The sequence below is a fragment of the [Anoxybacillus] calidus genome, assembly GCF_013760845.1.
Lineage (GTDB): Bacteria > Bacillota > Bacilli > Bacillales > Anoxybacillaceae > Paranoxybacillus > Paranoxybacillus calidus.
The window spans coordinates 18,324-42,066 of sequence record NZ_JACDUU010000001.1 but is presented as its reverse complement, the minus strand read 5'-3'; the positions used below and the strand labels follow the sequence as shown (position 1 = coordinate 42,066).

At 39.9% G+C, this 23,743-nt stretch carries 21 protein-coding genes, 1 other RNA gene and 1 other annotated feature; of the genes, 2 read left to right on the top strand and 20 right to left on the bottom strand.

Translation table 11 applies throughout. The annotated features are described in order from the left end of the window. Window positions 1-10: 10 nt before the first annotated feature. The 15 genes from HNQ85_RS00195 to HNQ85_RS00125 all read right to left on the bottom strand — a co-directional run bounded on the left by HNQ85_RS00195 (window position 11) and on the right by HNQ85_RS00125 (window position 16,514). Window positions 11-484: a PRC-barrel domain-containing protein gene (locus HNQ85_RS00195; protein WP_181535068.1), complete on the bottom strand. Its 474-nt coding sequence runs from the start codon at window positions 482-484 to the stop codon at window positions 11-13. 26 nt (window positions 485-510) lie between these two features. Then, a complete protein-coding gene (gene recD2, locus HNQ85_RS00190) occupies window positions 511-2,874 on the bottom strand; it encodes an SF1B family DNA helicase RecD2 (protein WP_181535065.1) in 2,364 nt (787 codons plus the stop codon). Between the two features lie 22 nt (window positions 2,875-2,896). Further along, on the bottom strand, window positions 2,897-3,562 hold the full coding sequence (locus HNQ85_RS00185) for a tetratricopeptide repeat protein (RefSeq protein ID WP_181535063.1): 666 nt from the start codon (window positions 3,560-3,562) through the stop codon (window positions 2,897-2,899). Between the two features lie 74 nt (window positions 3,563-3,636). After that, window positions 3,637-4,752, bottom strand: a complete 1,116-nt coding sequence (mnmA, locus tag HNQ85_RS00180) for a tRNA 2-thiouridine(34) synthase MnmA (RefSeq protein ID WP_181535061.1) — start codon at window positions 4,750-4,752, stop codon at window positions 3,637-3,639. 15 nt (window positions 4,753-4,767) lie between these two features. Continuing rightward, window positions 4,768-5,913 carry a cysteine desulfurase family protein gene (locus HNQ85_RS00175; RefSeq protein ID WP_181535059.1) on the bottom strand — a complete coding sequence of 382 codons (1,146 nt, stop codon included), beginning with the start codon at window positions 5,911-5,913 and terminating at the stop codon, window positions 4,768-4,770. 31 nt (window positions 5,914-5,944) lie between these two features. Further along, a complete protein-coding gene (cymR, locus tag HNQ85_RS00170; protein WP_181535057.1) occupies window positions 5,945-6,361 on the bottom strand; it encodes a cysteine metabolism transcriptional regulator CymR in 417 nt (138 codons plus the stop codon). A gap of 10 nt (window positions 6,362-6,371) precedes the next feature. Continuing rightward, a complete protein-coding gene (locus HNQ85_RS00165; protein ID WP_181535055.1) occupies window positions 6,372-7,043 on the bottom strand; it encodes a YczE/YyaS/YitT family protein in 672 nt (223 codons plus the stop codon). A 102-nt stretch (window positions 7,044-7,145) separates the two neighbouring features. Next, window positions 7,146-8,438, bottom strand: coding sequence for a replication-associated recombination protein A (locus HNQ85_RS00160; RefSeq protein ID WP_181535053.1), 1,293 nt, complete (start codon window positions 8,436-8,438; stop codon window positions 7,146-7,148). A gap of 62 nt (window positions 8,439-8,500) precedes the next feature. Further along, window positions 8,501-9,403 carry a TetR/AcrR family transcriptional regulator gene (locus HNQ85_RS00155; RefSeq protein ID WP_181535051.1) on the bottom strand — a complete coding sequence of 301 codons (903 nt, stop codon included), beginning with the start codon at window positions 9,401-9,403 and terminating at the stop codon, window positions 8,501-8,503. Window positions 9,404-9,540: 137 nt separating this feature from the next. Beyond that, a complete protein-coding gene (locus tag HNQ85_RS00150) occupies window positions 9,541-12,636 on the bottom strand; it encodes an efflux RND transporter permease subunit (RefSeq protein WP_181535049.1) in 3,096 nt (1,031 codons plus the stop codon). A 153-nt stretch (window positions 12,637-12,789) separates the two neighbouring features. Beyond that, window positions 12,790-13,743, bottom strand: coding sequence for an ABC transporter permease (locus HNQ85_RS00145; protein WP_181535047.1), 954 nt, complete (start codon window positions 13,741-13,743; stop codon window positions 12,790-12,792). Beyond that, on the bottom strand, window positions 13,736-14,650 hold the full coding sequence (locus tag HNQ85_RS00140; protein ID WP_181535045.1) for an ABC transporter ATP-binding protein: 915 nt from the start codon (window positions 14,648-14,650) through the stop codon (window positions 13,736-13,738). The genes HNQ85_RS00145 and HNQ85_RS00140 overlap by 8 nt, the downstream gene beginning before the upstream one ends. Then, window positions 14,651-15,352, bottom strand: coding sequence for an ABC transporter ATP-binding protein (locus HNQ85_RS00135; RefSeq protein WP_181535043.1), 702 nt, complete (start codon window positions 15,350-15,352; stop codon window positions 14,651-14,653). 2 nt (window positions 15,353-15,354) lie between these two features. Further along, a complete protein-coding gene (locus tag HNQ85_RS00130) occupies window positions 15,355-15,729 on the bottom strand; it encodes a GntR family transcriptional regulator (RefSeq protein ID WP_181535041.1) in 375 nt (124 codons plus the stop codon). Between the two features lie 5 nt (window positions 15,730-15,734). After that, entirely contained in the window at window positions 15,735-16,514 is a 780-nt protein-coding gene (locus HNQ85_RS00125) for a hypothetical protein (protein WP_181535039.1), read from the bottom strand. 179 nt (window positions 16,515-16,693) lie between these two features. Here HNQ85_RS00125 and HNQ85_RS00120 point away from each other — a divergent pair, with 179 nt between their 5' ends. Beyond that, window positions 16,694-17,326, top strand: a complete 633-nt coding sequence (locus HNQ85_RS00120; RefSeq protein ID WP_220129048.1) for an RsfA family transcriptional regulator — start codon at window positions 16,694-16,696, stop codon at window positions 17,324-17,326. Window positions 17,327-17,361: 35 nt separating this feature from the next. Here HNQ85_RS00120 and HNQ85_RS00115 read toward each other — a convergent pair whose 3' ends face one another. The 5 genes from HNQ85_RS00115 to HNQ85_RS00095 form a co-directional block, all read right to left on the bottom strand. Continuing rightward, entirely contained in the window at window positions 17,362-18,126 is a 765-nt protein-coding gene (locus HNQ85_RS00115) for a tRNA threonylcarbamoyladenosine dehydratase (protein WP_181535037.1), read from the bottom strand. Between the two features lie 148 nt (window positions 18,127-18,274). Then, a non-coding RNA gene (gene ssrS, locus HNQ85_RS00110) (6S RNA) lies at window positions 18,275-18,460 on the bottom strand. A gap of 59 nt (window positions 18,461-18,519) precedes the next feature. Further along, on the bottom strand, window positions 18,520-20,295 hold the full coding sequence (gene aspS, locus HNQ85_RS00105; RefSeq protein ID WP_181535035.1) for an aspartate--tRNA ligase: 1,776 nt from the start codon (window positions 20,293-20,295) through the stop codon (window positions 18,520-18,522). A gap of 12 nt (window positions 20,296-20,307) precedes the next feature. Continuing rightward, window positions 20,308-21,579: a histidine--tRNA ligase gene (gene hisS / locus HNQ85_RS00100; protein WP_181535033.1), complete on the bottom strand. Its 1,272-nt coding sequence runs from the start codon at window positions 21,577-21,579 to the stop codon at window positions 20,308-20,310. Between the two features lie 67 nt (window positions 21,580-21,646). After that, window positions 21,647-21,879, bottom strand: a binding site (T-box leader). Between the two features lie 63 nt (window positions 21,880-21,942). Then, entirely contained in the window at window positions 21,943-22,119 is a 177-nt protein-coding gene (locus tag HNQ85_RS00095) for a hypothetical protein (RefSeq protein ID WP_181535031.1), read from the bottom strand. 155 nt (window positions 22,120-22,274) lie between these two features. On the opposite strand from HNQ85_RS00095, the gene HNQ85_RS00090 reads away from it, so the two are divergent. Then, window positions 22,275-23,711 carry an N-acetylmuramoyl-L-alanine amidase gene (locus tag HNQ85_RS00090; protein WP_181535029.1) on the top strand — a complete coding sequence of 479 codons (1,437 nt, stop codon included), beginning with the start codon at window positions 22,275-22,277 and terminating at the stop codon, window positions 23,709-23,711. Window positions 23,712-23,743 lie beyond the last annotated feature (32 nt).

Genomic DNA, 23,743 nt, shown 5'->3' with positions numbered 1-23,743 from the left:
GCCACTCTCCTTAGACAATTGTGTTCACGATAATCGCTTCTTCCCCGACAGTAAGAGGGACCGTTTGAATCCTTTTTTTCCCTTCCGTTACATCAGCAAAGAAGCCTTCTGTTATCTCATATCCTTCGATTGTGCCCAAATGTTCATGAAAATATACATCATCTAATAACCCAAGTTTTTCGCCTTTAGAAGTAATAACTGGTTTGCCGGCAATCCCTCGGTGCGTATAAAGAGAGTAGCTTTGTTCGGAAAGATTTACATGCTGAATGGCAGAAGAAACGGCGACGATTACCCCGTCTGTTCCTATCGCTGTAATGGCTGACATCGGGATATAACGACAGCGCTCGAAAAATTTTTTGCACTCCATGATTAGCCCTTCTATTTTTCCTGTATTCGTAAAACAAAGGTCACTTACTTTTCCAAGCATTTTGCCCGTTTCCTGTTCATAAACGGGCAATCCTTTTACGAGTGAAAATGTTCGCAAAGAGCTCGCCACCTTTCCGAACATTTTTATGTTGCGCTTTCTTCCATAAAGTCATACGGTGAAACGTTTTCCATGCCAACGTGCGCATCCTCAAGTGGAAGTTCTCCTTCTTCTATCGGCTTTACGATTTCAGTCAGCTTATGTGCCAATGTCGTTTGGCGAGCTCCATCATCGCAGCGAGCGACCCCTAATTTCAGCGCCTCTTCCTCGCCGCATAAAATTAAAAATTGTCTACTTCTTGTCACAGCTGTATAAATTAAGTTTCGCCGCAGCATTCGATAATAGCTTTTGACAATCGGCAAAATAACAATCGGGAATTCGCTTCCTTGTGATTTATGAATCGAGCAGCAATAAGCGTGAGTAATTTGCGTTAAATCCTGGCGAGTATATGTAACCTCATTCCCGTCAAACGAAACAACGACTAAGTCTTGCTTTTCCGTATTTTCTTTTGCGTAAAAGATCGCCACAATTTCGCCCATATCTCCATTAAAGACGTTTTGATCAGGCTGGTTGACAAGCTGCAACACTTTGTCGCCAACCCGATAAATAACCTCACCAAATAAAAGTTCGCGCTTTTGTTCGGACTTTGGATTAAATAACTCTTGAAGCATTTTGTTTAAATTGTCAATTCCTGCTGGTCCGCGGTACATTGGGGCCAGCACTTGAATATCTTTGGCACTATAGCCTTTGCTTTTTGCATTGGCGGCAATTTGGCGAACAACTTCTAACACTTGTGAAGCATTGCATTTAATAAAAGAACGGTCCGCTCTCGGTGCAGCAATGTCAGCAGGAAGTGTACCATTTTTAATATGATGGGCTAGATCAATAATCGAGGAACCCTCTGATTGGCGATATACTTCTGTAAGGCGAACGGTTGGAATGGTATCTGTTTGCAACAAATCTTTCAATACTTGTCCCGGTCCGACAGATGGCAATTGGTCTTCATCGCCGACAAGAATGACTTGAATGCCATCCGGAAGCGATTTAAAAAGCTGGTTCGCCAGCCACGTATCAACCATCGACATTTCATCGACAATCAGCAGTTTACCGTTAATCGGTTCATCTTCATCATGCGCAAAGCCTTCTACACCGTTCCAACCGAGCAAACGATGAATTGTCACCGCCGGTAAGCCTGTCGATTCGCTCATTCGCTTTGCTGCCCGTCCAGTTGGCGCTGCTAGCAAAATTGGGAAAGGATTTTCTTTATCATAATCTTTTGGGTTAAGGGAGAGACCATGTAAGTCGGCAAAAATTTCGACAATTCCTTTGATGACAGTCGTTTTTCCTGTCCCCGGTCCACCTGTCAAAATAAAGACTGGAGAGGCAAGCGCTTTTTGGATGGCTTCTTTTTGCAAAGGAGCATATTGAACGGAAAGACGTTCCTCGAGTCTCCCGAGCGCCAGCAAAAATTCTGATTCAGGAAAAACGGTCACTGCGTCTGTTTGTTGTAACAGTCGTTTTATGTTCGTTACAATCCCTTTTTCCGCAAAATAAAGCGACGGAATATAAAACTTGGCATCTTCCTCAATTAGTTTTCCTTCTTCGATAAGCATTAATAATTGCTGCGAAATGGCCGTTTCCGGAATTTCCTCGTCCCGTTTCGCTTCAAGCAAATGTTTGACATTGACAAGCAGTTGTTCTTCGGTTAAATAAACGTGCCCTTCCTGCAAACAATCGCGTTCGAGAACAAATAAGCAAGCCGCACGAATGCGGTCAGGGTGATTTCCCGAAATCCCTAATTGGTACCCTAAGTCATCAGCACGTCCAAAGCCGATTCCTTCAACATCCTCAACGAGTTGGTATGGATTTTGTTGAATGATTTCGAGCGTTTCATCTTTGTACACTTGATAAATCTTCATCGATAGCTGCGGGCCAAAACCAAATTGGGAAAGAGCAATCATAATCTGCTCTAAGCCTTGATGCTCTTTTAATGCCTCATATAGTTCCTGAGCCTTTGCCTTTGAAAGTTTCGGCACTTTATGTAATGCTTCCGGGTCTGCTAATATGACAGAAATCGCGTTTTCTCCTAAAGTTTCAACAATTGCTTCCGCCGTTTTTTTACCGATTCCCTTAAACAAATCACTGGATAAATATTGAATAACTCCTTCCTTGGTTTTTGGAAAGTCTTTGCGAAAATGGTGGGCAACATATTGCCTTCCAAATTTCGGATGATCTTTAAACGCACCATAAAAAATATAAGTGTCATGTTCATACATCCGAGGGAAATATCCAGTTACAACAACTTCTGCTTCATCAAAAGGTTCATTTGTTTCATCAATTCGAATGCGAACGACGGAATACAAATTACTCTCATTATGAAAAATCGTCGCAACATGAGTTCCTTTAATAAACGATTTTTCAATGAAGTCGAAAGTCTCTTGTTGTTGCACCTGTTTTCCCTCCACTTTTTCATTAATGTTGCTTTAATGCCTTTTCCATTAATTTCTTTCCATGCCCTGCGAGTAAGTGATCAGGCTGAATGGCAAGCGCTTTTGTAAACATGTTGAGTGCTGTCTGTACATCCTCTTTATAGGCGTAGGCAACTCCTAGGTTATAGTAAGCATCGGCATGATTTTCATCTAATTGAATCGTTTTATGGAATTGTTTCATCGCTTCATCAACGAACTCCAACTGCGCTAAACAAAGGCCAAACTGAAAAATCGCTTCCACATCGTTCTCATTTAATTCAACGGCACGCTGCAAATATGGAAGTGCAAGCCTCGGCTGTTCCAAAAACATAAGTGACATGCCAAGCATGAAAAAAACATCAGCATTTTCCATCCCTTTTTGAATCGCTTTTTCAAACATGTCTTTCGCTTGTAAGAATTGTTGGCGGTTATAATAAAGCGAACCGATGCTATAATAAGCAGCTGCTGCAGAGTCATCAAGTTCAATCGCTTTTTGAAAAAATTTGAGCGCTTTCTCCTCTTCGCCGACCGCTGCCAACACGTTTCCGAAGTTAATGTAACCAACGGGATCGTTTGGATTTGCTTCAATCGCTTCATTAAAGCACTTAACCGCTTCTTCATATTTCCCTTGTTGCATATATTGAACTCCTAAAGTGTTTTTATCTTCCATTTCACTTCAACTCCCTTTTTAGTTTAACATACATAAAACCTCAACTCAGCCAAGAGTTGAGGTTTTTTCATTCATTAGCCGACATACCAAAGTTTTTCGCCGCCGCGGAACACTTCATCAATCGTTCCGCCTCCAAGACACTCCTCACCGTTGTAAAAGACAACTGCTTGACCAGGCGTCACAGCACGTACCGGTTGGTCAAAGACCACTTTTACTGTCTGTTCGTCCATAACATGAACAGTAACACCTGTATCCGGTTGACGATAACGAAACTTCGCCGTACATTTTACCGGTTCTGTCGGTATTTTACCAGATACCCAGTTGACATTCGTCGCAATAATAGCATCAGAATATAGTAGTTCGTTATTAAATCCTTGCGCAACATATAAAATATTTTCTTTTAGATTTTTGCCGACAACAAACCAAGGCTCACCGCTTCCGCCAATTCCAAGACCGTGACGTTGTCCAATCGTATAATACATTAGGCCATCATGTGTTCCTTTTACCTCTCCGTCTAATGTTTGCATCGTTCCAGGCTGAGCTGGCAAATAACTACTTAAAAATTCTTTAAAGTTGCGCTCCCCGATAAAACAAATGCCAGTACTATCTTTTTTTGTTGCTGTGGCAAGTCCTGCCTCTTTTGCGATCTCCCGTACTTTCGCTTTTTCAATATTCCCGATTGGGAACATAATTTTTGAAAGTTGCTCTTGTCCTAATTGATTTAAGAAATAGGTTTGGTCTTTATTTTGGTCAACGCCGCGCAACATTTTATATTCGCCATCGCGATATTCTACACGCGCATAATGCCCCATTGCTAAATAATCCGCTCCGAGAGACATCGCGTGCTCTAAAAATGCTTTGAATTTAATTTCTTTATTGCACAGTACATCCGGATTCGGTGTGCGACCTGCTTTATATTCATCTAAGAAATACGTAAACACTTTATCCCAATATTCTTTTTCAAAATTAACGGCATAATATGGAATACCGATTTGATTGCAAACACGCATAACATCGTTGTAATCTTCTGTTGCTGTACATACTCCATTTTCGTCTGTATCATCCCAGTTTTTCATAAAAATACCGATAACGTCATATCCTTGCTGTTTTAAAAGCAATGCCGCGACGGAAGAGTCGACACCTCCTGACATGCCAACAACGACACGAGTATCTTTTGGTGCTTTGTTCATGAGGTAACCTCCATCCTATTTGTTTGTCAGTCTCCGTACAATCTTTACTGTTTCATAAGCGGCTTTTTCGATTTGTTCTTCTGTATTTCCAAGCCCGAAGCTAAAACGAACCGAAGAGCGAATTCGTTCCGATTCTTTACCAAACATAGCAACAAGAACGTGAGACGGATCAATCGATCCCGCTGTGCAAGCAGAACCGCTTGAAGCTGCAATCCCAGCTAAATCTAAGTTTACAAGCATTGACTCAACATTCGTTCCTGGAAAAGCGACATTCAACACATGCGGAAGCGAATTATTTTCGTCTCCATTCACGATGTACGGAATACCTTCCTGTTCAAAAATTCCCAGCATTTTCTCTTTAAATGAACGATACATACTCGCTTTCTCGTTCATTGTTTGCCGCGCAATTTCAACTGCCTTCGCCATTCCGACAATTCCGGCTACATTTTCCGTTCCAGCACGACGTTTCCGTTCTTGTTCGCCTCCATATAAACGCGGAATGAGCTTCACCGTTTCCCTTGCATATAAAAATCCGACACCTTTTGGACCATTGATTTTATGAGCGGAAACAGATAGCAAATCAATATGAAGCTCATTTACATCAATCGGAATAAGTCCGTAAGCTTGTACGGCATCGGTATGGAAGAACGCCTGATGCTCTTTCAACATTTGGCCAATTTCTTTAATTGGCTGCAAAACACCTACTTCATTATTGCCAAACATAATCGAAACAAGAATCGTATCATCACGAAGCGCGCGTTGAAAATCTTCCAAAGAAATTTTTCCGCGCTCATCAACAGGAAGATACGTCACTTCAAATCCTTGTTTTTCAAGGTAATGACACGTGTGCAGAACAGCATGATGTTCAATCGCTGTTGTAATAATGTGCTTTCCTTTTTGGCGATTTGCCATTGCCACACCAACTAAAGCTAGATTATCTGCTTCCGTCCCACCGCTTGTAAAAATAATTTCATTTTCTTTTGCTCCGATGCTTTTGGCAACTGTTTCCCGTGCCACGTCAATCGCGTGACGGCTTTGTCTTCCGAAGAAATGAATACTTGAAGGATTGCCGAAAATTTCCGTCATAAACGGTACCATTGTTTCGACAACATCAGGGTGCATTGGTGACGTTGCGGCATGGTCTAAATAAATCCGTTCCAAAGAAAATTCTCCTTTCTATTCAATCGATTAATTAAATATAAAACATATACGCTTCCTCATCACCGTCACTATATTTGGCTAAATCTTCAAGTGTCGTGCTATCTAATACTTCTTGCACCGCATCGCGAATGCGAATCCATAGTTCGCGTTTGGCTGGCTCTTCTTCTTCCAATTCTTCAACCGGGCTAATCGGCCCTTCAAGAACACGAATCACATCTCCTGCCGTAATTTTGGCTGGATGATCCGCTAATACATAACCGCCATAAGCGCCGCGAATACTTTTCACAAGTCCAGCATTTCGTAACGGTGAAACAAGTTGTTCTAAATAGTGCTCAGATAAATCGTGCGTCTTGGCAATCGATTTTAATGAAATCGGGCGATCGCCATATTTTTTCGCTAGTTCAATCATAATCGTTAATCCATATCTGCCTTTTGTTGAAATTTTCATGATACTCCCCCTACCTACTTAAACCGTTCATTTTCATATGAACTTGTCTCATCAATATTCGGTTAACAAAAGATTGACATTGTGGCAAAGCAATACCAACGACCGAGCCAATCGCAACGCTGAAAATGAATGTGCCGATCGCAACCGGTCCGTCCAGGAGCCAGCCAAAAAAGAGGACAAACACTTCTATGCCGATTCGAATATACTGCACTTTCCATCCTGTTAACTCCGTTAAAGCAAGCATAAGACTGTCGCGGGGATCAGCACCCACTTTTGCCGAAATATACAGCCCTATTCCATATCCTGTGATGACGATACCACAAAGGAACATGATGATTTTTAACCATAACGTATCAGGTGTGCGAATATAAGGAATCAGCATATACAAATCAATAAACAGGCCGACAAATACCATATTTGCAAATGCGCCTATTTGCGGGAAACGCTTTGAAATAAGTGCAGTAGCGGTTAACACAGCAAAACCGACAATAATCGACCACGTCCCGATGGTTAATCCAAATTGACGATACAGCCCGATATGCAATACATCCCATGGTGCGCTTCCCAAATTTGCTTTAATCGTTAACACGATTCCAAAGCACATGACAAGCAAACCAGTAAAATATATTCCCCACTGCATCACAAGATGGGTAGATTTATAAGAGGTTTCATTTTCTGTCATATAAACACTCCATATATAATACAAAACAACTTTGTCAATAAGAAACCTATGTCATTATAGCATAAATCTTTGTCGACTTCATTTTAAGTAAACTTCATCTCTTTATTTTTCACTTCCTTGCCTCTTCAATTCTTCTAAACGTCCATGCACTTTTGCCAAATATTTCTCTTCACCGCTCTCTTTCGGCACATAATACTGCACCCCTAACAACTCATCCGGCAAATATTGTTGATATACCCAACCGTTCGGATAATCATGCGGATATTTATATCCTTTCCCATGACCTAAAATTTTTGCACCTTGATAATGAGCATCTTTTAAATGGTCTGGAATATCACCCATCTTTCCGCTTCGCACATCATCAATCGCTTTATCTAATGCTTTATAAGCAGAATTCGACTTAGCGGAAAGACATAATTCAATAGTCACGACAGAAAGCGGAATTCTTGCTTCAGGCAGCCCAAGACGTTCTACCGCTTCAATCGCTGCCATTACTTTTACTCCCATCATCGGATTCGCAAGACCAATATCCTCATAAGCAATAACGGCTAAACGGCGGCAGATTGCCGATAAGTCTCCTCCTTCAAGAAGTCTTGCCAAATAATAAAGCGCCGCATCGACATCGCTACCGCGGATGCTTTTTTGAAAAGCCGATAAAAGCGAATAATACACATCCCCGCTTTTATCATGATGAAATCCTTTGCCTTCCACACACTCAAGCACCGTTTTTTCATCAACATAAATAAAGCCGTCTCTTTTCTCCGAGGCATAAACAACATCTTCTAAAACATTTAAAGCAGAACGTGCATCCCCGTTTGTCGATAAAGCGATGATTTCCAATAAGCGCTCATCAATTTCAATAGGAATATCCCCGAGTCCCCTTTCCTTGTCCGTTAACGCTCTCTTTAAAAGGATAATAATGTCATCTTTCGTTAATCTTTTTAATTGTTTAATTTGTCCGCAGCGACTTCTAATCGCCGGGTTTACTTCATGAAAAGGATTTTCTGTCGTTGCCCCAATTAAAGTAATTAAACCTTTTTCCACGTTCGGTAATAAATAATCTTGCTGCGCTTTATTAAATCGATGAATTTCGTCGATAAACAAAATGACATTTCCGAACATTTCCGCCTGAGTAACAATTTCTTCCATTTCTTTTTTTCCTGAAATGGTAGCGTTAATCGCATAAAATTCCCGTTCAACAGTTCCGGCAATTGCATAAGCGAGCGATGTTTTTCCAATCCCTGGTTCGCCGTACAATAACATCGATGGCACATGGCCATTTTTAATCATTCGATATAAAGATGTATGGGGACCAATGATATGCTGTTGACCAACTATTTCATCAATATTTCGCGGTCTCATTCGTACGGATAAAGGTTCTTTTGCAAACAACATAAATCGTATCTCTCCTTTTTTATCACTGAAAAAGCAAAAGCTCTCTGACACCAGAGAACTTCTTAGTTAGTAAAATAAACATCCATTTTGGCTTTCAGCTCTTTAACAAAACAAGTTAAATCGATACGTTGTAAATTTTGCAGGTAGAGTAATAATGCTTCCACAATAAATTTTCGCACCTCTTGATCATTTCTGGAAAATTCCTGCTTTAAAGTATTTAATGAATGAATGACATCACTACTTACAACATGGTTTTTGTCGCTTTCATCTTCTAATCTTTCAATCATTTCATCAATGTGTCTAATGATTTGTTTCCTAACCTTCTCCTTGCTTATTTTTCCGATATCGATGTAGTCTTTCATCACTTCGTCTGTAAGCAGCGGAGTTTCTTTGTCTGTTAAGCTTTGTATCATAGCATCTAGCCGCTTGATCAAAAATGGTGCGAGCTTATCCAAACGAATTTCTTTTTTATCAATGGCAATGTAAAACAAATATTCTTTCAACATTCCATTTAACATGGTAGCAAGGTCTAAAGCAAAGTTTTTTACCGATTCTCCGTAAATGTCAATAATGGCGTTGCGGTACCAATTCAGTGTTTCGGCACGAATGCGAAAGACAAGTTTATGAACATCATCATTCACTTTCACCACTTGTTCTGTCATTTGCATGCGAATAAAATCTTTATGGTGATCAAATTCGCGAATTTGCACTTCAAGCTGTTTCATAAACTTTTCCTTTGAAGATAACGTGTCATCTTCTGCTACTTGCGAGATTTTGTCAAACAACAAATCGTAATAATAGCTAAAAATCGACATCGCAATCTCGTCTTTTGATTTAAAGTAGTTATATAAAGAACCTTTAGCTAACCCGCTATTTTCAGCAATTTCTTGCATAGAAGTCGCATGATATCCTTTTTGGGCAAACAACCTCATTGCTGCTGCAATAATTTGGTCTCTTCTGCTCAATGTTTCCTTCCTTCCTTATTAATGCATTCTTTGTATTATTATAGCGCTTTCTTTGCTTCTCATTAAAGAGAAAGTTCTGTATAAATAACGAAAAAAGGACGCTTGGCTACAGCGTCCCCCTTTATAATTACGCATTATTATTTATTTGTTTTTTCTGCCTTCACTTGACGCATAAAGAAGATTTCATACATAACCGGAATAATAATTAACGTTAACAATGTAGATGATGTTAAACCGCCGATTACTGTGATTGCTAAGCCTTTAGAAATTAATGTTCCAGAAGATTTCGTTAACGCAAGCGGAATTAACGCAGTAATCGTAGCGAATGCCGTCATTAAAATTGGGCGCAATCTCGTCTTACCAGCTTCAATGAGCGAGTCACGAATGGCCATTCCTTTTTGTTCACGGTTTTGTCCGATACGGTCCACAAGTACAATCGCGTTTGTTGTAACAATACCTATAAGCATCAGCAAGCCGATCATGACGCTGATGGACATCGGTTCATCGGCAATGTACAAGCCAAGTAGCGAACCAATCGGTACGAAAATAAGCGATGAAAGAATAATAAATGGAATACGTGCTTTTCCAAACGTAATTAACATCGTGATGTATACAAGACCGATGGCAACAACCATCGCTAAACCTAACTGCTTAAATGTTTCAACCGTCTCGTCGCTGCCGCCGCCACCTTCAAAAGAAACTTCTTTCGGCAAATCAACTTCTTTTTTCACTCCATCAATCACTTCTTGTGTGACTTTTTGAATATTATCGCCGACGATTTGCGCGGAAACTCGAGCAAATACTTTCCCATCTAATTTCTGAATGGCTGTATACGTTTCAACTTCTTCAACTTTAGCCAACTCTGTTACAGGAACAAGCCCCCGTTTTGTGAAAATGACCGTATCCTTTAACGCTTCAACCGAATCAATATCTTTATCATAGGAAAGTTGGACCGTACGATTAACGTCGTCAAGCTTTAGTGTTCCAACTTCAACCGGTTTTGTTTGGTCGGTAATCGTTCCGAGAATTTGGAAGCCGGAAACACCGTACTCTGCTGCCTTTTCTGCATCGATATCAACGACGATTTGTTTTTGTTTGTCTGAGAAATTATTCGTTACATATTTTAAATCTTTACGTGAATTTAAGTAATTTTCAACATCTTTCGCTGCTTTTTGCAGGGCTGCTAAATCATTCGAGTACAGATCGATATTCACGTTATTATTGGAAGGAGGTCCTCCCGCATCCAATTCTTGCACTCCAAGTTTTGTACCTGGGGCTTCTTCATCAGCAATATCCTGCATGTTTTTCTCAAGTTTTTTAATAAATTTTGCAGCATCTACACCATCTTTAAGAATAATAAAGTAGTTCGCTTGGTTTTGCCGCTTTAATCCCGTGCGGAAATCACGGCTGCCGATTCCGGCTGTGACTTCTTTAATTTCTTTTTGCTTATCAAACATTTTTTCGATTTTTAATGAAACATTATTCGTTTTTTCAAGCGATGTAGACGAAGGCAGTTCAATACTTGCCACTAATGTTTTTTGTTCCTCATTTGGAATAAATGTAAAGCCTAAAGCTGGAACAATCGCGAATGATCCAATAAGCAGCACGACAGATAAAGCTAAAATTAAAATTTTATGATTTAATGACCATTCAATTGCACGCGCATAAATGCGTTGCAATGCGCCTTCCTTTTCTTCAGGCGGAACTTTTTTAAACGAGAATTTCGCCAAAATTGGCACAATCGTAACAGCAACAATTAATGACATTAATAATGCAAAGACAATCGTTAAGGCAAACGGCAAGAAGAATTCACCGGTAATTCCGCCAACAAATCCGAGCGGCAAGAAAACGACAATTGTTGTTATCGTTGAAGATGTAATCGCCTTTAAAATTTCTTTTGTAGAATCTTCCACGAGCTCATCTGTGATTCCTTGTTTTGATCTGCGGACGCGGCGGAAAATGTTTTCGATAACAACAATACTATCGTCAACAACGCGGCCAACAGCAACCGCCATTCCCCCAAGTGTCATAATGTTTAGGGAAATATCCATTCTTTGCAGGAAAATCGAAGCAACCAACAATGATAATGGGATCGAAACAATCGCAATAACTGTAGCACGGACATTTCGTAAAAATACTAACACCGCTACAGATGCGAATAACGCTCCGAGCAATCCTTCACGAACTAACGTTTCAATCGATTGTTTAATTCCCTCAGCAGAATCAAAACCGATAGCATAATCAAACTCATCTTTATAAGAATCTAACACTTTAATAACTTTTTCCGCTACCTCGACAGTATTGGCATCTTGCTTTTTCGTAATGGCCATAGAAAGAGATTCATTTAAGTTATAACGTGTAATTTCTGGTTGTTCAGTAACGGTTTCAATTTTTGCAATATCCTTTAGCGTCAATGGCGTACTTGATGCTTGCGCTTGTGCTCCCGGAGCATTTTGACCGCCTGGAAAGCCTTGTGATGTACCTTGAACTGTTTGTGTAAGCGGCGAAGATAACGGTAAGTTCTCCAATTCTTTTACTGTTTTAAGCTTTTCTTGAACACGTACAGGAATTTGCAGCGTTTCTGTATTTACATTTCCCGCTGGAAACGATAAAAACTTTTCATTAATCTGATCCTTAATTTGTGATAAACTTAATCCCGCTTGTAGAGCTTTATCTTTATCGACTGTAATCTGCACAATTTCTTCTTTTGTGCCACCAACAGATACAGAGTTAATGCCATCAATTTTATTTAACTCCGGAATGACATTTTGCTCTATTAGTTTTTCTAAATCAACACCTTCTTTAGCGAACAAGGAGATGTTGAAGATTGGAAACGTCCCGAATGAAAAACGGTTAATGTTTGTTTGTACATTTTCTGGTAATTTCGCGTCTTCAATAAATGAGTCGACTTGTCGTTCGACTTCATCCATATCTGTGTCAAACGGAAATTCAAGATTAATAATCGCAATGCTCTCAAAGGAGGAGCTTTGCATTTTTTTCATGCCCTCAATCGACTTGAATTTTTCTTCTAGTTTAGAAGTAACCTGTTCGTTAATATCTTCTGGGGATGCACCAGGATAAACCACTTCAACGGATAGCTGCGGATATTCAATATTCGGCAATAAGTCTACCTTCAAGGAAGAAAAAGAGTACAATCCTCCGAGAATAAGTAGAAAAGAAATAATAAACACGGCTACCGCATTTTTTAAGCTAAACCTTGTTAAGAAGTTCATAGTTTCCTTCCTTTCCTAAAGACTACATTACGACCGTTCGGTAGTTTACTAAACTGACTGATCAGTCATATCACTATAACAATATAAACGAATCATTAAAAATTTTCAATAAATAATGCGCTCTATGTTCAAAGCTGAGATTCTTTCTTACAATTACGCAGCAATGTCTCGTTTTTTAAAGATTAACCACGTTAAACTGTTAAACGCTGCAAAATAAACAAGAAGCATCATAATCGAAAAGGACATCGTCATTCCTTCAACAGGCGGTATTCCGTCAATGTATTGCATTAAATTTGTATTCGCAAACAATGAATATTTTGCCCACTCAAATTTTGCAGCAAGAAGCATCGTAATTTGCGAACCAGTAAACATTAAGAAAATTGCCAAGCCTATCGCGAATGAGCTGTTGCGAAACACAGTTGAAATCATAAAAGCAAATGTCACCATCATCACGAGATTGACAGAGTTGAGTCCATAGACGCTTAATACATGAAGAATCATACTTGTTTCGACAACTCTTCCATCTTGATAAGCTAAATACGGGTCACGAACATTTTCCACACCAAAAACGACCGCACTGACTATAAACGAAGATATTAACAAAAATAATAACATACACACTGCAAATAAAATGGTTGCGGCATACTTTGAAAGTAAAATTTTCGAGCGACTTGCCGGGCGAATTAATAGCAGTTTAATTGTTCCCCATGAAAACTCATTAGCAACGCTTCCGGCTGCGATAACAATCGTAAATAAAGTAATAAACTCAATTAGGTTCGATGACTCGACAACAAATCCCCAAAATGAATTGGATGCAATCGGCTTTAACTCATGCTCTAGACGATATTCATTAATTCTCAATTGTTTTTCTAATTGTTTGTTATAAGCTTTCGGCATATTCCCTTCCGAAAGCTGCGCCTTCAATGTTTGATTCTCCGCTATAATTTGTTTCTTCCAATCTCCTGTTGCTTCTTCTTTATGCGTTCCCTTGATCATCAATGCTCCTGCTATTGTCGCCAATGCAAGCAACCCAATCATCACCCATGTGCTCATCCGACGATAAATTTTCATATTTTCGTTTTGAATTAATGAAATAAAACTAGGCAATTTCGTTTCCTCCAGTCATCTCTAAAAATCTTTCTTCTAACGACTTCGCGACAGTTTGAATACCGTATACTTTTACACCTTTGGAGACCAAAGCTGCATTAATCGCTGGGATTTGCTCACGCTCAACAGAAATCTCAATCCCTTGTTTTGTTACTTGTCGCAACGCATTCGAATATATCTGCCTAATAATACTTACTGCCTCCTCAACAGGGTTCACATTTAACAAAACTTTCTGGGAACTATTGACTAAATCTTGAACGGATTCGATTCCTACTAATCTTCCATGCTGTATAATTGCAAATCGGTCACACATCATTTCCATTTCTGATAAAAGATGGCTAGATACAATAACAGCTAATCCTTCCTGTTTCGCTAACTTACGCAAATAGTCGCGAATTTCACGAATTCCAGCTGGATCAAGCCCATTAGTCGGTTCATCTAAAATAAGTAGAGAAGGTTTGTGCAACAAAGCTTGTGCCAAACCTAACCGCTGTCTCATTCCAAGCGAATATGTCTTCACTTTATCGTGAATTCTCTTTTCTAAACCAACCAGTTCAACAACCTCATTGATTCGTTCTTTTGTGACTCCCTTTACCATTCGTGCATAATGAAGCAAGTTTTGATATCCAGTTAAAAACTTATACATCTCCGGATTCTCAACAATAGCTCCAACATGTTGAATCGCTTTTGCAAAATCTTTTTTTATACTGATCCCGTTAATTAGCACTTCGCCACTCGTAATTCCCATAAGCCCCACAATCATACGAATCGTTGTCGTTTTTCCCGCTCCGTTTGGCCCAAGAAATCCAAATACTTCACCAGCAAATACATCCAGCGATAAATCGTGAATAATCGTTTTTTTTCCAATGTCTTTCCGTAAATTTTTAATTTGTAACACAGGTTTCATTTATTTCCCTTCCCCTTTATACATTTTTTTCAGCCAATCGACGACGCTTTGATGATTCGTTTCTCTTAATTGATCAACCAAAGCTCGTTCAATCACCTTTCCGTCGCGGATTAATATAACCTCATCCAGTAAAAATTCGATTTCGCTCACCTCATGTGTTGTTATGATCACGATTTGTTTTTCTAAATTGATAAAGGAGATAAGCCCCTTTACAATCGACTCTCGAACCATAGGGTCAAGTCCGGATAATGGCTCATCCATAAGCAAAACAGGTACTTCTCTCGCAAGAGTTAACGCAATTTTGACACGACCGCGGCTTCCTTTCGATAAAGTTTTAAGCTTTTTATTCGGGTCTAACTGCATAAAATCTAGTATTTCATTCGCTTTTTCCTTATTAAAATCGATAAACTGTGAAGCGTAAAAATGGATCATATCTCGAGCAGTAAAGTTATGATAGTAAGCATCTAATTCTGATAAATAAGCTACCTTCTGGCTTATGTTTCTTGTTACCTCCTGTCCATCAACGAGCACCTTTCCTTTTGTCGGAAAAGCTAAACCGGCAATTAATTTTAATAGCGTAGATTTTCCGCTTCCGTTAGCTCCCAACACTCCAACGATTTTTCCTTTTTCTAACTGTAATGAAACATTTTCTAGTGCCACAAGGTTGCCGTACCTTTTCGTTACGTTCTGCAGTTCAATCATCGTTAAACTCCTCCCTCTTTCTGATTAATATCTTTTAAGGAGGTAATAATCTCATCCATGGTAAACCCTAGCTCTTTCATATTCCGAACAAATTCAGACATAATTTCCTGCTTTAACTGCTCCCTTAAACGCTTTATAACTTCTTTGTTTTCCGTTACAAACGTTCCTTGACCGCGCCGCGTTTCCACAATCCCCATCCTTTCAAGTTCGCTATAAGTTCGTTGCACCGTATTGGGATTGACCCCCGATTGCACTGCCATTTCCCTTACTGATGGAAGCTTCTCTCCAAGCCCAAGTTCATTTCGAATAATTTTTTTATTAATCCTCTCTGCAAGCTGCATATATATCGGTTTGGATGCGTCAAATTCTTCTGTCATTGTGGCTACACCTCAACTTTTCTATCAATCAACCAGGCAGATAAAATAAATAATCCAATAGCTATAATGCTATAATACACAAATGTCCCAATTGGAATTTGCCCCACTTTTTCCATCATTACGTATTTTTTCTCTAAAGCGATATTTCTAACGACAGCTATATCAAAATAGCCCCACTTCGTTAGCTTTTCATATAACACGGTCTTTTGAAACAATTTCCCCATCCCAGTAACGAAAAAGCTAATCATGACAATGACTAGCCCGCCGAACCTTGTCATAAATCGTTTAAGCAGCTGGTAAATCGTCCAATAAAACACTAACCAAATCGCTAAATAAATGGAAAGCAAGGCAACGTTAATGCCAACCAATAAGCCGCTTTTTAATACAAGCATTGTCTCCCATGTTTCTTCTGAAAAGTATACGCCGCGCAATTTTAATAACCCGATGTACGCAAACATTCCAGAAACAGAGAAAGAGAAGAGAAAACCTACCATTCCTGTTAACAGTTTCGCCAGCAGCAAACTGAACGCTGAATGAGAAGTATGGAGCCACAAATGTAAATGTTTTGCCTCTGTTTGCAAACTTAAATACATAAAAACGGTTAAATAAAAAATATGCAAAGCAACGATCACAATCGATGGTACGAACATAATTTGCGGATCGTTGTATTTCAGAGAAAATATATAGGCAATTAGATGGCCAGCAATTACTAATGCGATACTAACTAAAATTCCAGTTTTAGAAATATGAAATTCTTTTCTTAACAGACCTTTCCATTGATTCATTTCGTAGCCCCCAAACAATATTAGTGAATTAGTGTTCTAGTTAGATAGTACACTATTACACCAAATAATGTCAATTGGATGATTCATTCATTTTTATAAAAACAGAGAATGTTTAAAATTTATGTAGTGTGGAAAACCTATTAGAAACTCTATGAAATGACGTGCACAGGGGTGACATAATGAAAACACGGCAAGATGCATGGACGCATGAAGATGATTTACTGTTAGCAGAGACGGTGTTGCGCTACATTCGTGAAGGTGGCACTCAGCTAGCTGCTTTCGAGGAAGTAGGAGATAAGCTTAATAGAACCGCAGCGGCTTGCGGCTTTCGCTGGAACGCAGAAGTAAGAAAGAGATATGTGGAAGCAATTGAACTGGCAAAGAAACAGAGAAAAGAGCGAAAAAGAGCATTAGAAAGCGCCGCGAAGAAGCTTCAGCGAACAGAACAACATTCGTCACAACTTATTTCATCTTGTCTTCTTCCTGCTCCAAATGCGATTACACTCGAGCAATGTATTGCTTTTTTACAATCGTTAAATCAAACAGATATTCAATCTCAAAAACTTAGAGAAGAAAACAATCGACTCAAAAAGCAAAATGAGGAATTACAACAGCGAAATAAAGAATTAGAGAAAAAGCTAACTGATTTGATGGAACAACAAGAGATGATTCAAGAAGATTATCAAGCGCTCATCAAAATTATGGAGCGAGCCCGCAAAATGGTGTTGATGGAAGAAATCGAAACACAACAATCGGCCCATATATTCCGTATGGACAAAAATGGGAATTTAGAACATGTTGCGACACAATAATAAAAAATCGCGAAGCAAAATGCTTCGCGATTTTTTTACTCCTCACCAACGCGATGAATTTTAACATCCTTTAATACTTCTCTTACCACATAGGAAGCCATAATAAGCCCTGCAACGGATGGAACAAAGGCATTGGAAGACGGCGGCATCTTTGCTTTCCGAATTGTCGCTTGATCATTTCCCACTTCCTTACGCACATCCTCACGAATAATAATTGGCTTTTCATCAGAGAAAACAACAGGAATGCCTTTATGAATCCCTTCTTTACGTAATCTTGTGCGGATAACTTTCGCGATTGGATCTGTGTGCGTTTTCGAAATATCAGCAATACGGAAGCGAGTAGGATCCATTTTATTGGCTGCTCCCATACTCGAAATAATTGGAATATCTCGTTTTAAACATTCTTTCATTAAATGAATTTTATACGTAATCGTGTCAGACGCATCGATAACAAAATCCAAACCATAACTGAAAAATTGTTCATATGTTTCTTCCGTATAGAACATTTTTAGAGCAATCACTTCACACTCAGGGTTAATATCAGCAATACGTTCTTTCATTAAATCGACTTTCGGACGGCCCACCGTAGAAAGAAGCGCATGAATCTGGCGGTTAATATTCGTAATATCGACATCATCTTTGTCAACTAATACTAATCGGCCGACACCTGAGCGTGCCAATGCTTCAACAGCAAATGAACCGACTCCGCCAATTCCTAATACAGCTACTGTCGTATTTTTAAGTTTTTCTAAACCTTCCTTACCAATGGCTAGTTCGTTGCGAGAAAATTGGTGTAACATCTGCACCCTCCGTTATAATCCTCAACATTTTTAAAGTCGATATTATACTACACGATAAATATAAGTATTTCAATCGGATTTTTTTGTCACTTCTATAACAAAAAACCCTATGCAAAGCGTAGCTTTACATAGGGGAATCGTTCTTTATGTAAGTCCCAATCGTGCCGTCGCGATGCCTTCGTTTTGAACCCGCTCACGGCAGGTGGGTGCCCTGTTTCAAGGTTTGCACGTCCTCACTGCCAGAGGCATGTACGCCGCTTGAAAACCCCGGGCTCCCGTATAACTTATTGTTCGGTCAAAACAACAGGTTATACGACGAACACATCAGGACTCATGTTGTGACTGTATCATAACATAAATGGAAAGCGATTTCAAGCAAGAGATATGAGGGTTTTATTCATTTTTTTCCAAATTTAACGATAAATGCAACTCCTGAAGCTGCGCTTCGTCAACCGCACTTGGTGCTTCTGTTAACAAGCAGCTTGCGCTTGCTGTTTTAGGGAAAGCAATCGTATCACGAAGGTTTGAGCGGCCAGCAAGCAGCATAACAAGACGGTCAAGTCCTAAGGCGATGCCACCATGTGGCGGTGTTCCATATTCAAACGCTTCTAATAAAAAGCCGAATTGCGCACGTGCTTCTTCTTCCGTAAATCCAAGCGCCTCAAACATTTTCACCTGAACAGCGCGTTCAAAAATACGCAATGAACCGCCGCCAAGTTCATATCCATTTAAAACAAGGTCATATGCTTGCGCACGTACTTTGTCTGGTTCTGTTTCTAACAGCGGTAAATCTTCGCGTACAGGCATTGTAAATGGGTGATGCGCTGCATAATAACGACCTTCTTCTTCATCATACTCTAACAACGGCCAGTCAGTCACCCACAAGAAGTTGAACTTTGTCTCATCAATTAACTTTAGATCTTTGCCAAGCTTTAAGCGCAATGCACCGAGAGAGTCCGCAACAACGCTTTTCTTATCAGCAACAAACAACAATAAATCTCCTGTTTCTGCATCTAACGCTTGCTTAAAGCCTTTTTGCTCTTCTTCAGTAAAGAATTTCGCGATCGGACCTTTTAAGCCGTCCTCTTCCACCTTTAACCACGCAAGTCCTTTTGCACCGTAACGGGAAACAAATTCTGTTAAACCGTCAATATCTTTACGGGAATATTTATCTGCGGCTCCTTTCACATTAATCGCCTTTACTTGTCCCCCGTTTTCAACTGCGCTCGCAAATACTTTAAAGCCGCAACCTTTTACTTGTTCGGATAAATCGACAAGTTCCATCGCAAAGCGAGTATCTGGCTTGTCAGAACCATATCGGCTCATTGCTTCATCATAAGACATTCTTGGGAACGGAATTGGCAAATCAATTCCCTTTGCCACTTTCATGACACGTGCCATCATTCGTTCCACCATCGCCATAATGTCCTCTTGGCTCATAAAAGATGTCTCAATATCGACTTGTGTAAACTCCGGCTGGCGGTCAGCACGCAAGTCTTCGTCACGGAAGCAGCGCGCAATTTGATAGTAACGTTCAAAGCCGGCAACCATTAATAATTGTTTAAAAATTTGCGGCGATTGCGGCAGCGCATAAAATTCACCAGGATGAACACGGCTTGGCACTAAATAGTCACGCGCACCTTCTGGAGTACTTTTTGTTAAAATCGGTGTTTCTACTTCTAAAAATCCTTCTTCATCGAGAAAATCACGGATGGCTTTTGTTACTTGATGTCTCATTTTAAACGTGTTAAACATAACAGGACGGCGCAAGTCTAAATAGCGATATTTAAGGCGCACATCTTCCGATACATCTGTTCGATCATCAATCACAAACGGCGGTGTTTTCGCCTCGTTAATAATCGTTACACGTTCAGCTTGAACTTCGATCTTACCTGTAGGAAGATTGGGATTAATGGTTCCTTCTTCACGGGCAACAACAATTCCCTCTATATCAAGAACATACTCTCCACGCACAGTCTCTGCTACTTTTAACGCTTCCTCGGATACTTCCGGACTAAATACTACTTGAACAATACCAGTGCGGTCACGAAGATCGATAAAAATGAGTCCACCAAGATCACGCCGCTTCTGCACCCATCCTTTTAGACTTACTTTCTCACCAATTGCTTGTTCCGTCACTTCACCGCAATAGTGCGTTCTTCCAAACATGTTTCTTCCTCCTTACACCAATTTCTCGCGCAAATATTCGGTAAATGAATCGAGTGACACTTCCACTTGTTCGCCCGTAGCCATATCTTTTACGTTTATGACGTTCTTTTCTAACTCTTCATCTCCAATAATGGCTACATATTTTGCTTGCAAACGATCAGCGGCTTTAAATTGTGCTTTTACTTTGCGGTCCTGATAGTCTTTCTCTGCTGCAATACCTGCTTTTCGTAACTTGTCCACGATCACAACCGATTCATCTTTCGCTTTTTCACCCAACGCAACCACGTAACAATCAATCCCTTGAGCTACTGGAAGCGTGATGCCTTCTGCTTCGAGCGCTGCTAATAATCGTTCAATACTCAAAGCAAAACCGATTCCCGGCGTTTCTGGCCCACCGATTTCCTGAACTAGTCCATTATAACGGCCACCGCCGCACAATGTCGTAATTGCGCCAAATCCTTCCGCATTGCTCATAATTTCAAAAGCAGTATGATTATAATAATCAAGTCCGCGGACGAGGCGAGGATCTACTTCAAACTCTACTCCTAACTTTGTTAAGTACATTTGAACCTTATCAAAATAATGACGTGATTCATCATTTAAATAGTCAATGATAGAAGGCGCTGTTGCCATCAACTCATGGTCACGGTCTTTTTTGCAATCTAAAATGCGCAACGGATTTTTTTCTAATCGTGTTTGACAGTCTTCACAAAATTCGTGAATGCGTCCTTTAAAATGATTAACAAGCGCTTCACGATGGGCGATTCTGCTTTCCTTATCTCCCAAACTATTAATGACAAGCTTTAATTTCTTCAATCCTAATGCTTGATAGATTTCCATCGCTAAGGCAATTACTTCCGCATCAATCGCTGGATCGTTGCTTCCGAGCGCCTCTACACCAAACTGAACGAACTGACGGAATCTTCCTGCCTGTGGACGTTCATAACGAAACATTGGTCCAACATAATATAGTTTAATTGGCTGGTTCGGATCTCCATACATTTTATTTTCAACAAATGAACGGACAACCGAAGCCGTTCCTTCAGGACGGAGTGTTATACTTCTACCGCCGCGGTCTTCAAATGTATACATCTCTTTTTGGACAATATCTGTCGTATCGCCAACACCGCGCAAAAACAACTCCGTATGTTCAAAAATCGGTGTGCGAATTTCTTTATAGTTGTAACGCCGACAAATGTCTCGCGCCATTTGCTCGATATACTGCCACTTTTCTGCTTCACCCGGCAGAATATCTTGTGTTCCTCTCGGAATTTGAAACGCCATGCTTCAACCTCCTAAGTTTCTACATTTTTATGTAATGTAAAAGCAAAAAACTCCCACCCCTATGAAACATAGGGACGAGAGCGAATTTTCCCGTGGTGCCACCCTAATTGAAGCCGCATGTGCTTCCACTTCATCCGTTAACGCTCGGAATGCGTTCTCTTCTACTAGACTACTCTCGTTCAAAGAGAAACCTACGGAGTGTTTGTTCGTTAAGTCATCATGCAGAAATGCTTTCAGCCTAAGGCATTTCCTCTCTGTTCATGTGTATTCTTAACTACTCTTCTCCATCATCGGTTTTGTATGTAAGAATTTTTCTTTTATCTTACGAATGAACTCGCATTTTGTCAAGAATTGCAGCAACATTTAAGAACGATATAATTGTTTTTTTAACTTTCGGACTTCTCTTAAAGTTAAACCAAACTCTGAAGCAAGTTCAAATGCAGCTAAATCCGCCTCCCGTTTCATAAATTCATGAAAATCAATATGAAACAAATCACTCGTTCGTGCCTGTGCAAACTCCCCTTTTGCGCTGTTTCTCACTGCGTCTCACCCTTTCTTGCTTGAAAAAACTCACTACTTATCTTTCCCGTTATTTGCAAAAATAAAAGGATTTTTTTAACTTTTAACGAATTTAAAAACGAGCTTAATTTCCGGCTTGGCTTTCATTGACAAGAAAGGAGGCTTCTCTTTTAGCAGTGAAGGATATAAAAAAGGGTACATACGTTTTGCTCGCTATTTTCCTTCTCTTCTCCATCCATGTATCTAGTGTGGGGGCGGAGACAAAAACGGCCACCATCACCGTTAATCATCTCAATGTGCGCGAAGGTCCAGGACTTCATTACAGAGTAATAAAACGCGTAAATAAAGGAGAAACATATACAGTCATCGAACAGAAAAACGATTGGATTCAACTTCGGCTAAACGCGAAAGAAACAGGATGGATTTCCTTACAATATGCAAGCGAAGCAGCAAACACAATCCAAACAGCCATCTCAGCTGTTGATCATCTTCGGGTTCGCACAGGTCCAGGAACAAAATATGACGTTATCGGTTATTTAAAGCAAGGACAGACGGTAGAGGTGCATCAAAAAACAAAAGACTGGGCGAAAATTCACTCATCTAGTCTATCAGGCTGGGTTTCTGCCAATTATCTTTCTCCACAAACTTCGCTAGAAAAACAGCTGATTGGCATCGTTACAACGAATCGGTTGAATGTACGTGATGAACCTTCAGAAAAAGGAACGATTATTCAAAAACTGAATGATGGTGATCATATAAATATCGTCGGGCAACAAGGCAATTGGCTGAAAATCGTTCTTGAAAATCAACAGACTGGATGGATATCCAGCACATATGTTTCACTGCAAAACCGTATTGCTTTAGAGCCTACAAATTCATACATTCAAATTCTTCATCCCAAGACAAACATTCGGATAAGTCCATCGCTGGATGCCCATATCGCCGCAACAGCGAATCGCGGTGAAACGTATCGCGTCATTCGTAAAGAAGGAAGCTGGTATTATATCGAACTTACCGATCAAAGAACCGGCTATATCGCAGAGTGGGTGGTTTCCACAGTGAACAAAAAGAGCGGCACGATCAAAAATAAAACGATTGTACTCGATGCCGGACATGGCGGAAAAGACAGCGGCACAATTGGCAAAAACGGCACTCTAGAAAAAGTATTAACGCTGCAAACCGCGAAATTGCTACAGCAAAAACTGAAACAAGCTGGGGCAAACGTCATTTTAACAAGAAATGACGACTTATTCATTTCCTTGCCAAACCGTGTGAAAATAGCTTCCAAATATGAAGCCGATGTTTTTATTAGCATTCATTACGACAGTTCACGTGATACAACTGTAAACGGAATCACCATTTACTATTATGACAACAAGCGGGATCATCCTCTCGCCGCATCGATTTATTCACAGTTAACAACGATTCACCATGTGAAACAACGTGGAATACGCTTTGGCGATTTTCATGTTCTTCGTGAAAATAACCGACCGTCTGTTTTATTAGAACTTGGATATTTGAGCAACCCGACAGAAGGACAGCTCATCGTTTCACCTTATTATCAAGAAAAAGTAACAGATGCTATTGCTGAAAGTTTAAAAAACTATTTCTAGTAGTATCACTAACACTCAAACAAAAAGGCGAA